10 protein-coding genes and 1 pseudogene are annotated in these 12,453 nt (G+C 45.1%); 1 reads left to right on the top strand and 10 read right to left on the bottom strand.

Going from position 1 to position 12,453, the window contains the following annotated elements:
- Nucleotides 1-30 precede the first annotated feature (30 nt).
- Nucleotides 31-342, top strand: a complete 312-nt coding sequence (locus AC58P7_RS04740) for a DUF5658 family protein (RefSeq protein WP_497340344.1) — start codon at nucleotides 31-33, stop codon at nucleotides 340-342.
- On the opposite strand, the gene AC58P7_RS04735 is transcribed toward AC58P7_RS04740, so the two are convergent.
- The 10 genes and pseudogenes from AC58P7_RS04735 to AC58P7_RS04690 all read right to left on the bottom strand — a co-directional run bounded on the left by AC58P7_RS04735 (nucleotide 324) and on the right by AC58P7_RS04690 (nucleotide 12,447).
- Nucleotides 324-1,583, bottom strand: a complete 1,260-nt coding sequence (locus AC58P7_RS04735) for a methyl-accepting chemotaxis protein (protein ID WP_497340342.1) — start codon at nucleotides 1,581-1,583, stop codon at nucleotides 324-326. The genes AC58P7_RS04740 and AC58P7_RS04735 overlap by 19 nt on opposite strands.
- A gap of 33 nt (nucleotides 1,584-1,616) precedes the next feature.
- The gene (locus AC58P7_RS04730) at nucleotides 1,617-2,396 is read right to left on the bottom strand and encodes a prepilin peptidase (RefSeq protein WP_497340340.1); all 780 of its coding nucleotides are present in this window, start codon (nucleotides 2,394-2,396) and stop codon (nucleotides 1,617-1,619) included.
- A 1,224-nt stretch (nucleotides 2,397-3,620) separates the two neighbouring features.
- A pseudogene (locus tag AC58P7_RS04725) lies at nucleotides 3,621-3,971 on the bottom strand (response regulator); the annotation flags it as partial.
- Between the two features lie 35 nt (nucleotides 3,972-4,006).
- Nucleotides 4,007-5,890, bottom strand: coding sequence for a hypothetical protein (locus AC58P7_RS04720; RefSeq protein ID WP_497340338.1), 1,884 nt, complete (start codon nucleotides 5,888-5,890; stop codon nucleotides 4,007-4,009).
- Nucleotides 5,891-5,917: 27 nt separating this feature from the next.
- Nucleotides 5,918-6,457 carry a PulJ/GspJ family protein gene (locus tag AC58P7_RS04715; protein WP_497340336.1) on the bottom strand — a complete coding sequence of 180 codons (540 nt, stop codon included), beginning with the start codon at nucleotides 6,455-6,457 and terminating at the stop codon, nucleotides 5,918-5,920.
- A gap of 6 nt (nucleotides 6,458-6,463) precedes the next feature.
- A complete protein-coding gene (locus AC58P7_RS04710) occupies nucleotides 6,464-6,994 on the bottom strand; it encodes a type IV pilus modification PilV family protein (protein WP_497340334.1) in 531 nt (176 codons plus the stop codon).
- Nucleotides 6,995-7,031: 37 nt separating this feature from the next.
- Entirely contained in the window at nucleotides 7,032-9,407 is a 2,376-nt protein-coding gene (locus AC58P7_RS04705) for a vWA domain-containing protein (protein ID WP_497340332.1), read from the bottom strand.
- A 16-nt stretch (nucleotides 9,408-9,423) separates the two neighbouring features.
- Entirely contained in the window at nucleotides 9,424-10,623 is a 1,200-nt protein-coding gene (locus AC58P7_RS04700) for an S-layer homology domain-containing protein (protein ID WP_497340330.1), read from the bottom strand.
- 2 nt (nucleotides 10,624-10,625) lie between these two features.
- The gene (locus AC58P7_RS04695) at nucleotides 10,626-11,696 is read right to left on the bottom strand and encodes a type IV pilus twitching motility protein PilT (RefSeq protein ID WP_497340328.1); all 1,071 of its coding nucleotides are present in this window, start codon (nucleotides 11,694-11,696) and stop codon (nucleotides 10,626-10,628) included.
- Between the two features lie 31 nt (nucleotides 11,697-11,727).
- Nucleotides 11,728-12,447: a hypothetical protein gene (locus tag AC58P7_RS04690; protein WP_497340326.1), complete on the bottom strand. Its 720-nt coding sequence runs from the start codon at nucleotides 12,445-12,447 to the stop codon at nucleotides 11,728-11,730.
- Nucleotides 12,448-12,453 lie beyond the last annotated feature (6 nt).

The raw sequence follows: 12,453 nt of genomic DNA, 5'->3' as shown, positions 1-12,453 counted from the left end.
TAACCTACTAATTCAAAAGGAGTGGTTCCTTTGAGTCGAACTCTAATTATCTTTTTATGTATTGCTAGTCTAATGGATGCAGGACTAACCGATATGGGCCTTCGTTTACAATTAATTGGCGAAGCGAATCCGATCATGGGGTTCCTGTATGAACATAGCTATCTAGCATTTTATGGCATTAAAATTATTCTCCCCCTCTCCCTTTTCTTTATCGCAACGAAAGTAGGCAAACGCCTGCTCATCAACAATCTTTTCCGCCTCTCGACCATTGTCTATATGGGCATTCTTCTCTTACATACGTACTGGATTTCAACGTCACTTACTCAAAGTTTGAATATCTGAATTGTGCGCTGTAATTGCGTCACCATTCGCAGCATTTGCTCGGACTGAATAACTACAGCTTTCACTGACCGTGTTTGTTGTACCATGGACGTCGAAACCTGCTCCGTGCCCGCTGCCGATTGCTGAGTAATCGCCGAAATATTTTCCATAGTGCCCGTAATGAACTGGGCCGCGTTGAGCATCTTCTGACTTTCCCCAGTAAACTCACTCATCCGTTGTGTAATGAATTTAATGCTCTCTACCATCTCACCGAAAATCTTTTCCGTTGCTTCAATGGATTCGGTCTGTCTACGAGCAATTTCCTCATTGATCTGAATATTCTTCTGAGCCATTTTAATGCTGTTCTCGATGTTATGAACCATATGGAATACACCCTTCGCCGATTTCGACGACTCTTCTGCAAGCTTACGAACTTCTTGTGCAACAACAGAGAACCCTCTACCATGCTCGCCAGCACGCGCTGCTTCAATCGAAGCATTTAAGGACAACAAATTCGTTTGTTCGGCAATCTCAGAAATCGTACGTGTAATGGAGGAGATACCAGCGGCTTCTTTCACGAGATCATCGATCGTTCCAGACACATTGCTCGTCGCAAGTACGATGTGTGATACACTTTCAGATTGGCTTTCAACCGCACTCATTCCTTTTTTCACCAATTCCAAGGTTTGACCACAGCGGGTATTCATTTCATGCGTTGAGTCTACATAGTCTGTAATTTTGGTTTCGATTTCCTTGACGACGGAGAAGCTTTTGAATACGCCCGATGAGATCTCATTGGCTCCCTCAGCAAGTGAAGTCACAGATCCCGTTGCTTCAACAATCATCGTGTTGATGCCTTCATTTTTGTGGTAAATATCACGACTTGAGTCCGCCACATGCTTGGAAATCGAGGCTGTTTCATTTAAAAGCTCCTTCAATTTCACGATCATTGCATTAAATGAGCGTCCCATATCACCCAACGCATCCTTCGAAGAAGCATCGACCGTTTGTGTGAAATCCCCTTTTGCTATATTCATCGCCACACGTGTTACATTATCGATGGGATCTGTTAATGCCTTTTCCAAGAACCTCACATACGGAAAGCTGAACACCATAAGGATGAGCGATGACGACAAAGCAAAGATAATCGAAACATCTGAAGTCAGCATCAGGATAAGAATAATGATCGTGTAAAATGCAACAATGGTATAGTAGCCGAGTTGAAGCTTAGCGCGGAACGATTGAGCTAAAAACCAGTTCATAGGAGTTCGACCTCTCTTTTGCGAAATGTAGTTTTACTGCCATAGGATGAGGTCCATGTACCACGTCATCAATGGGTCTCCGAAGCAAAAACAGATTAAACCAGCGACAGCGATGAAAGGACCATAGGGAATTGGTGAACGCCGATCCAGTTTACCTGAGGCGATTAGAGCCACACCGATGACGCTTCCAAGCAGCGCCGACAAGAAGATGCATAACAGCACAAGCTTTATTCCCATTACAAGTCCAACTAATGCCATCAATCGAATATCCCCGAAGCCCATAGCCGGCTTCCCCATCCAAGTTGCCGCAAGGGAAACGATAATCAGCGTTCCTCCACCTATCACCAAACCTAACGCATAATGCCATATGGGCAGCGGATGCACGAATAAACGCAATCCTGTAAACAGCAGCATAGCCGGATATATAATCTTGTTAGGCAGAAGCATATAAGTTAAATCACTAACCGTTAGGATGAGGAGCACAGATACGAGCGGATATGCAATCCAAAGTTCATCTAAGCTGACCAAGAAGGGGAGAGCGGCAAACAAAAGTCCTCCCGCCAACTCTCCGACAATATATACAGGGGAGATATGTGCACCGCATGAGTGACATTTCCCTCTTCGGATGAACCATCCAAATATTGGAATTAAGTCTATCGCATTTAATTGACGTTGGCAGCTCCCACAGCTGGATCGCGGAGAAACAACGGATAATCCTTTCGGGACCCGAATCCCTACCACATTAAAGAATGAACCGAACAGTGCACCAACAATAAACAATAGGACTGTGTAACTCCATGCTTCCCACCCCATCGTCAAACCCCCTCATGATGTCTTTCACTTAGAATCTCTCTACTAAAAATCTGCTTTCTTTGCATACTCACGATTACTTATTGGCGCTGTCCCTAATTGAACTTGCAGCCAGGCAGCTAATTGATTAAAACTTTCAATCGTGACTGTTATGGATTGCTTTTGCCCGCCTGCTACTGCCATTTCGATCTCAATCTTATTCTCGGCTTCTGTACAAACGACTAAGTATTGCGACATCTCGCCGTTTAACTCTTCACTCCAATTACACATCACACTGCTCGTGAAATTTTTCATTGGTCCATTCCCCCTGAATAAATTAATGATCTTGCCGCCATTCACAGCCTTAAAGCCTGCTTTATTCACATCAACTGTTTCTTGAGACTTATAAGACGAGCTTATGGGAACCTCCTCTTTGACTACTGGAACTTCATTGACTAGATCTTTCATTTCTAGGGTAGTTTCTAAGGATTCCATCTCTATTGTGAGATCATTGAGCTCATCTATGCTTAGCTCATTTGAACTAGAATCGGTAACCTCAGCTATTTCCTCGATTGGTTCCTCTGAGACAAGGATGGCTTCTGATGATGAAGATTCTTCGAACTGAGTTACAGCAGCTACTTCCTCGTGTTCCAGCTGCCATTCTTGTTCCAAATCTCCTTGCATCGCGGCAGCAAGCCTCTCCATTTCTTTGAGGCGATCCTCTTCAGACAGGGATGACTGTGTATGAGCTGGAATTTCTTCCATCTGTACAGCTTCTGAGGCATCAGTCGCAACTTTCGACTCGGCAACTTCAGCGAATGCAAGCAAAACCTCCAACGCATTAACGACCTGAGATGGTTTCGCCGCTACTTTTCTTTCCTCCGTAATGTGACTCTTCACTTCGGGTTCAACAATGGTTTGTTGAAGCTCGACTACCTCAGTCACCTGCACTTCCTCATGAACAAGCTCCCCGACGAACTCTTGGTTCGCCTCTATGCTCGCTGCAACTTCATTCAAGATTTCCTCATCTTGCTTTGTGGGAAGTAATTCCTGAGGCTCTATATAAGCTTGGTCTACTGCATTCAGGCTTGCTGTTTGGGCGGTTGCACCTTCTTCGGCTAAGATCGCCTGCAATTCCAATTCTTCTTTCTCAAACGTCGTCTCTACAACATCGATTTCTACGGAAACTGCTTCCGTGCGCTGCATATCTTGCGGTATTAAATGGCCAATGACGCGGGGAACACCATATTTACGAACAATTTCGTTCACGCGATTTGGTTTAAAAGGTTTCATCACATATCCGTTCGCTCCAGCTTTAAGTGCATCAGAGATGAGATCCTGCTGACTCATGGCCGAACAAATGAGAACGACCGCCGTGGGATTGAGCTTTCGAATTTCCTTCATCGCTTCAATACCGTCCATTTCAGGCATCGTGATGTCCATGAGAACGATATCCGGCTGAAGTTCCTCATACTTCTGCACAGCCTGTCTACCGTTCTCTGCTTCCCCGACCACCTCATGACCGTATTGCTTCAAAATATCAGTCAACATTTTCCGCATAAACTTCGTGTCGTCAACGACTAGGATTTGGAATGACATTGAAGGTACCTCCTTCCAGAATGGTTACTCTGTAGTTACTTGATGTATTGGACGTTTTTAACGAATACGTTGAAATGGTCTGTGGTAGGGATACCATCTGGCGGCATATCATAGAGATTATCATCGTAGAAAATCTGAAGCCTGGATGGTTTCGAATTATTTAATTGCACTTCGGGGACATCCTTATTCCAGTTGGAAGCGCCTTGATATCTAGTAACCGAGCTACCTGCCGCTGAGGTCAAATCTCCTCTGACTGCGTTAAGCTCAACTCCGCGAACGCCTCCGTGGATGCCACCTGTCAAATTCAACTTCGACATGACACCATACAATCGAATTCCTTCTTTGGTATAAAAGAATGCGCGTATTTCCTCGTCACCCGCGTTTGAGTTATTACCTAGCACGATTTCACCTGAAGCAATGACTATGAGCGGAATAGGTGCGGTATCACCTTCTCTCATTTTGTTAATGGATGTCATTTCCTTCAACTCCACGTTGCCATCGACATATACGGTACCTTGAAGCCGAATATCGCCAATAATTTTCAAATCACCTTTGATATACATACTGCCTTGCGGGAATTCGAAACCACTATTCAGTGTCACATTTCCGTCAACGGCTACAAATTTCCCAGCACTTAAGGAAAGCTTTCCTCTAAGATCGGCAGCAACTAAATTAGCATCAGGCGACTTTACATAAAGTGAACCATTTGCCAATGTCAACTTGGAGTCGGAATTCTCCATGGTTAGTACACCATTGTTTACGAACACATCTGCCTCTGACGTAGCTGAAGCAGCGTCTTTCACTTGTACTGCACCTTGCACCGTCAGCCATTGATCATTGTATAAAGTGCTTCTAGTCAAATCGTAAAATAGAGGAACTTCCAGCAAACTCGGATCTGGCGCTTTGTATCCGCCTAATGCAGCAAGCTTGGCTGTTAAATCAACCTGCGTTTTATTCGAAACATACCCTTGTACGTCAACTTCCACATCCGCATCTAGGGTAGGATCTTCTAACGGGAAGAACTGCGGTGAAAAATAGGAAGGCTGAACAATATCGCTTGTACCTGTCATCGGAGGTGACTCGGTCACACCATCCGATTGGGTTAGATTAAACTTCCCAGGCGGGTTCGTATCTCCATCGCCATTTACGCGAATGAACCCGCGAATCGCAGGAAGGCCTGTCTGAATACCGAACTTGCTTCGGTTCGAGCCGCTTGTGGATCCGGTGAACAACGCTTCATCCCGAATTTGTACATGATCGGCAACATAAATGTCACCCGTAATGGAAGGCGTTCCATTTAGAATCAAATCGCCGCCTGAAGAGACGGGATACCGAAACACGGGATTAATCGTACTTACATAGACTGTCATCTGTTTTGTCACGATTTTCTCAGGCTTGCCTTCAATAATGCCTCTTGACCTAATTGTAAACTTACGAACATAGGGAGAATCTGGATTCGTCAGCGGTTTGATCGGCGATTCTGGATTGCTGAGCGTCTTCGCCGAGAGAACATCGATTTGATATTTTCCCTTTTTGGCAGAAATGACTTCGCCATTCTCGTCCGCCAGTTGAACACCATTGCCCACGTCTTTATCAATAAAAGGAAGAATCAATGACAATTGACTCTCCACATTGCGTACACGACTCCGGTAATTCGTCCCTCCAATCGATTCCCCATTGGCAACCGCTCTCCGAATTTGTGCGAGCGTGTCATCCAACCCTTTCTGCGCAATTGCTTCTGCTTGTACCCCAGATTCGGTCGTAGCCGCTTGTATGGCACCCCCACGCAGAACGCCGATAAGAATGAGCCCCATCATGGTCATCAAAACGACAGCCAGCAACGCGATGACAAGCGCAGAGCCTTCTTCATTTGCTATCCTCGGTTGGAGGCCATTGTTGTCTTCTATCTCGGAGTTCAAAAAGTTTCCTCCTCCAATCCGTTACGTTTAATCATTGCGAAATAGTGGGATTTGTGAATCAATAACCAATTTGGGACTATCCGCTATCTTGTACTGATCCGAATTGCTTCTGGCATATTCTAATGTAACTTGAACACGGTCATGATTTTGACTCGCTTCACTTAAGCTGCCTTCTCGAATCGTAAATTTGCTCCCGAGCTGGAACACCTGTTCAACTACCGAACTACCTGCTCGTCTTACTTCAATCTTGCCTCCACCAGTTGGATTTGGAAATACTTCCATCTCATAGAGATCAATGTAGGCTTTCGGATCTAGCGATTTTTTCGCATACCGAATGATCTTCTTATCCAATCCCTCATCCTGAACGTATACCGCTTCTTTCAGCTCCGAGATAATCTGGCTGTATAACCCGTCTCCTTGATTACGCATCTGGGTTTCCATCGTGACTCGTTTATACATCGACACGCCCATTAGCATAAAAGAGTACAGGATGGAGGCTACCATGCCAAAGATCAACATGGCGGCCAATAGCTCAATCAAGGTCATCCCTTTCTCATTGCGCTGCATGTGGCGCTACCACCTTTTAATAAGATACGTATCGAGTGTCGTTGATGCTTTCGCTGACGGTTCGTCAAGTGACTCTTGACCTGACCAATACACGGTAACGAACATTTGAGCCAAATACGCGTCCGAATCGTTGCGAAACGGATCCGATGACTCCCAGCGCGATTCACTCTTATCCAGCTCAACCAAGTAGTGATACGTCGTGCCATTAATCTCGGTTGACGCTAATCGTCCTTTCATCAACTCGGATCCATTGCTTGACAAGTCTCCAGAGAATTTAGGGCTGCTCGTCAGCTGAGAAGCAATGGCGTCATCATAGCCCGTCTTGAAGCTGTCTCGCAGTTCCGCTGCCTTCAGACGAGCCAGATTAGCACCAATAATTTTGCGGCTCTCTTGCGCCGATTTATCAACGGCTGAGGTAAAATAGCCCATCAGCATAACGCTGATAATCGACATAATCGTCACAGCAATCAAGATTTCCACGAGTGACATACCGTCTTCGTTAGGCCCCACTTGCTTCAGACGTTCATTGCGGCGCACCGTAAATCCTCCTCACTACCTCACCGGTTTCACCAGTCTAATTGTTGTTTTGCTCGGTATCGAATTGAATGACCAATGGTTGTTGAACGATTTCAACATTTGAACTGTCAACCAGTTTTAGAAAGACATAATAGGTTCCGGATGTCGTATTCGTTTTGGTCGTTACCGTCAATCGCTTAGATGCCAATTGTTTCCATTCGCTTGCATCCGGTGCGGTGGAGGACTGTTTAATCACGTAATACATCCCTTTCAACGAGAAACCTTTCTCTTGATGGCTGCCGAACGCGCGATCAGAAACAGGTAGCTTCAAATCCTCCACATTTACACTAACAGGTTTATCAGAGATATCGCCTGCACTATAATTCACGCCTTTTAGCGTAGCGGATGGACCTGGATTAATCACAATATACTCTGGCGCTTGTGCGGTTGATGTTGTACCGCCAATGGAAGTAGCTTCGAAATAAATTTGATGCCACCCTTGGCGCTTCTCAAGCGTATCGAATCCCGTGACATCGCTTAATCTAAACGCATACGTATTACCATTCTTCGTCATCTTCGATGAGCTGGAAGAAATGGAAAGCGATTTATTGTCGAACCAGACTTTTACACTCGTTACAGGGCTTAGACTATCAGTTGCCGTAATATAAATGATGGCATCGTCCGTTGGATTGACAATATTGTTGCTCCAACTAATCATAGGTCCTGTGCTGTCCAAGGAGACATTTCCGGTTGCCACAGCCCCTGAAATAGGGATAGATGCGCTGCCGCTGATCGCATTGGTGAAGGCACGCGTCTTGAAATTCACGCTATTGCCGTCAGGAATGGCGACGCCATCCGCCGTTTGTGATTTCCAGTTACCGTTATCAACGGAATTCTCATAGCCTGCGATATAAGCGCCTTGGAAATCATCATTGGCAAACACCGTTGAGCTTGGCAGCTGTGTACTTGACCCAGAGACGGAACGAAGGGTTCCAGGGCCGATATGCCAACCATTTTCATTGATCGGCTTACCTTTTCCATCAACGAGCTCATAGGATGCTGGTGCAGTAGGCTTCAAATCAAATTGCTCTGTCGTTCCATCCTTGTAACTAACTCTCACAATCGAATGGAGATCATCAACAAAACGGATATCGGAAATCGCTACATTCTTATTTTTAATCGTCCATTGTTTTTGTTTATCACTGTATCGTAAGCGTTGAAGCTCTCCTGCACTGTTACCTATATACACATTGCCATATTTATCTACCACGCGAACACTAACGGAAAGCTGTGTATCAAAATTAATGTTAAACTGTCTATTTGCATTACACGCATCGCGATAAGTTACCTTGGCATCTTGCAACGGATAGTCACCAGCTGCTGTATCAGGTATCAATTTTATAGCTAGATCAATCTTGTCTTGTACATAAGGAAAATCAATATTTCCCACATTGACTACTACTTCATTTGTCGCAGAGTCAAAAGTAACATTCGATGCATTCTCTCCAGGCGCCAAAATGAACCCAGCAGGAATTGGTTGACGAAGCTGTACGTTTTTGAGCTGAGCAGGCGCTTCGATTGTCTTAGCAATGTTATCGAAAATGGTTGACAGCTGGCTCGCGGAGCTCGCTTGATAAGCTGTACCACCCGTCTTGTTTGCGATATATTGCAACAAATCCAGATCAATTTCGTCAGAACCTGGCGTAGCTAATGCAATCGTGAATACTTTGATTCCTAGACCGGCTAGAACATCTGCGTCAGCACGTGCTGCGTTCGCCGCACTTGTATCTCCCGTTTTCTGCTTATTGCCATCGGTCTCATCGGTCCATACCGTTGCTTTACCATCCGTTAGCAAAATAATTTGTTTTACCGGTTTTGTTCCACTCGCCGTTAACATCGTTTTCGCTTTGGCGAGTCCATCATCAATATTTGTACTGCCACCAGCAACTAATTTGTTAATTTCATTTTGAACATTCGTATAATTTGTTGACAGATCAAGCACTTTGGAAGCCGAGGTGCTAAATTTGATAAGTCCTAGGCGGTCGCCCATGTTCACTGTTTTAAATTTATTGGTTAACGTCGTTGAGGCACTTTTCAAAACATCAATACGAATCGGTGTTTTGTTATCATTTTTGTTCATATGATAGTCCATACTGCCTGATACGTCGGCTACGAAAGCAATATCAACCGCATCACGCGTTTGCGTTACGGTATGTGTACCGTTCGGGTCTAACGTGTAATTAATCGTGACTAGCTGATTGCGTTCAACGCTGGTGACAGGGATATTCCCAACACCGCTAATAGCTAAGCAACCATTGTCAGTCTCTGTACCATAAACAGGATTCGATCCCGCGATTGCAGGCAGCATACTCGTGAGCAACATCCCAGCCAACATGATTGCACTTTTCTTTTTCGCTTTTTGAAACCAATGCATGGATACAAACTCCTTTCTATAACAAATGAATGATTCTCGAGATGACCTTGAACGCTTCAGCACGAGTCAGTGAACCTTGGGGTCTAAACGAACCATCTTCATACCCGCCTACGATGCCTGCGTGAATTACATTTTGTAGTGAGGCCCTATTGCTTTCCGTCAAGCTTCCTACGTCATTGAATTCGCCTGTACCATTGCCAAGTTTTACAGCATATTTTAGTAAAATACGATCAACAAGCCCGACCATCTCAATGCGAGTGATGGGTAAATCTGGAGAAAAGTTCAGATCCACAGGTCTCAGATCAAGTAATCCCATGCTTTGAGCGGAAGCAACCGTTCCAGTCGACCAATGTTTTCCCATATCCTCATAACCCATAACAGGTGTTTTGACAGGTTCAATCCCTAATGCTTTCACAACAAGTGTTACAAACTCTGCCTTTGAAAGCGTTCGGTTCGGTCGAATCGTATGGTCTTCGTACCCGTCAATAATCGATTTCTGCATAAGATCAAGAATATCGTCCTTTGCCCAATGGGACTCAGCATCCGTAGGTACTGCACTTACCACTGTTTGTTTCCAAGTACGCAAAGTCGGTACAGTTGCTGGCATATCTGTCGATTTCTTAACCGAGCCTAGTGTTGCTGCAACAGCGCGATCCCCATCCTGAAAAACAATGCCATACACGTTCAATAATCCATTCGAAGTGACCTTGGCACTTCCAGTTTGAGCAGCTTCGACATCCGTTGGAATATTGGCCCAGGGTACCTTACCTAGATATGCTTTGACTCTGTAAAATTCTTGGGAGGCGCTTTCAAAGTACGAACGCGTCGTCTCCGATACATCAGTGGCATGAAAATCAAGTTTCCCGGTAGGGTCTACACCGATTTCATCCCAGAACACGAGCAAATCATTGTAATCCCGTGCAATCGCTCCCGTCCAAATTTTCACATGTGCGCCTGATGCATCTACACTAGTAACTACGGCATAGGGCTCTTTGGAAATAATCATGCCTACCTGCCATCCAGCAGGAGAAAGCTTCATCGTTTCGTAATGCCCATTCCGAGCTTCATAGTCAAGTCCTTGCAGGACGGCAAATGGATTGCTCGCTTGAACTGTAGTTGTCGTGTTGACCGTTGCTTCGCTTGCAAGAATGGCAGACGGTGACATGATGGATAATACGAAAAGTGCGGTAACGAGTGCATGTTTACTTCGTTTCATTTTTAATCCTCTCCTAAGCTCATCTCATATTCTTTGATCGCATCTCGGTGGATGATGCCTTCTTCTACAAGCTGCTTCAAGCTGGAAACCATCGTTTGCATCCCGATTTGCCGATTCGTTTGAATAACGGATTTGATTTGATAAATCTTTTCTTGACGAATTAAGTTGGCAACAGCAGGTGTATTGATTAATATTTCCAGCGCCATCGCTCTCCCACGTCCATCGATACGTGGAACCAATCGTTGGGACAAGACGCTAATGAGTACGGATGCGAGCTGTACGCGAATTTGTCTCTGTTGTTCTGTCGGAAATACGTCTATAATCCGATCGACGGTTTGGGGTGCATCCGGGGTATGGAGTGTCGCGAGGACAAGGTGGCCTGTTTCAGCGGCTGTAATCGCTGTCTTAATGGTTTCTAAATCCCGCATCTCACCAACAAGAATAACATCTGGATCTTGACGAAGTGCAGCACGCAAACCATTTGAAAATGTTAACGTATCGATGCCGATTTCTCGCTGTGCAACGAGACAGTTTTTACTCGGATGAATATACTCAATCGGATCTTCCAGGGTAATGATATGCTTTTTCTGGGTTTCATTAATAAAATCGATGATAGAAGCAAGTGTCGTCGATTTCCCGCTTCCTGTAGGACCTGTAACTAACACAAGGCCTTGATGCTTATGTGCAAATTCCTGCACCAGATCAGGTAGATGTAAGCTGAAAAGAGAGGGTACGGTCGTTGACAAAACACGAAACACCATGTTAATACAACGCTTCTGTTTGAACACATTGCCCCGATAACGAGATAAACCGGGAAGTTCGAAAGAGAAGTCAACTTCCCCCTTTTTGGATAACGTTTCGTACTGTTCTTTCGTCAAAATTTCTTTCGCCATACGTAAGGTATCCTCAGGCGAAAGCACAGAATCAACCACCTTCATCAACTTCCCATGTAGCCGCATAAGTGGTTCCGTACCTGCATTGATGTGCAAGTCAGAAGCCTTCGATTCGTAAGAAACACGCAGCAGATCTTTCAGTGATAACGTGTCAGACGTAGTTGGTGCTATCATACTCATCGTATTTCCTCCTATATGTACATGGTTTTAATTAATAGAGTGGATTCGTCTTTCCGGCAGGTTTACTATAAGGTACCGGCAGCGGTGCTTTGAAAAACTTCTGCAAACCAGGCGCGTAATACGAGACTAAGGATACATTGAGGGTAATTTCTCGTTTCACTGCATTTAACTTCACAGGCGCTGCACCTTTCACAGCAAAAGTCAACTTATCCACCTGCATCAAGCGATTCGTCGTTTGCAGCTCGTCCAAAAAGCGATGAATCTGCGCATAATCCCCTTTGGCTGTTGTGTTGAGCTTGATGGGGATCGCTAATGATGGCAGCGGTGGTGCAGCCGGTGTGGCGGTCGCACTTCCGTTCGCAGGTGCTGGACTGCTCTGTGGTGAGCTTGCAGAAGCTGGAATCACAGGTTCCGCTGCTTTACCAATTTCAAAATTATAGCTAGCTAATGGCATTTTCGTGATGATCTCCAGCATGCGAACCTCACGAATGAGACCTTCCACATCCGGCACTTCAGGAACACGTATGCGGGTTTTCGAGAGGCTTACTTGCTCCGCTGCACCAAACGCACTACCTCCAGTAGCCCGCTTATTCAAGGCATCAAGCTCTTGCTTCTTTTGAATCAATAAATTTGCTTTAGATTCTTTTTCACTCTGCAGCGGAGAAACGAAGTTTATATACACCATCACGAGCGCCAGTGTGAGGATGATAGCCACGATGATTTGATTTCTAGTGGAGCTGAGCATACTCATTCGTTC

Source organism: Paenibacillus sp. J22FR5 (genome assembly GCF_059691975.1).
This window is presented reverse-complemented; position numbering and strand designations above follow the sequence as displayed.

What these genes read in the sequence shown, in the direction of transcription:
- AC58P7_RS04735 (WP_497340342.1), bottom strand. Translation starts at nt 1,583, where the DNA reads ATGAACTGGTTTTTAGCTCAATCGTTCCGCGCTAAGCTTCAACTCGGC.
- AC58P7_RS04730 (WP_497340340.1), bottom strand. Translation starts at nt 2,396, where the DNA reads ATGGGGTGGGAAGCATGGAGTTACACAGTCCTATTGTTTATTGTTGGT.
- AC58P7_RS04715 (WP_497340336.1), bottom strand. Translation starts at nt 6,457, where the DNA reads ATGCAGCGCAATGAGAAAGGGATGACCTTGATTGAGCTATTGGCCGCC.
- AC58P7_RS04705 (WP_497340332.1), bottom strand. Translation starts at nt 9,407, where the DNA reads ATGCATTGGTTTCAAAAAGCGAAAAAGAAAAGTGCAATCATGTTGGCT.
- AC58P7_RS04700 (WP_497340330.1), bottom strand. Translation starts at nt 10,623, where the DNA reads ATGAAACGAAGTAAACATGCACTCGTTACCGCACTTTTCGTATTATCC.
- AC58P7_RS04695 (WP_497340328.1), bottom strand. Translation starts at nt 11,696, where the DNA reads ATGAGTATGATAGCACCAACTACGTCTGACACGTTATCACTGAAAGAT.
- AC58P7_RS04690 (WP_497340326.1), bottom strand. Translation starts at nt 12,447, where the DNA reads ATGAGTATGCTCAGCTCCACTAGAAATCAAATCATCGTGGCTATCATC.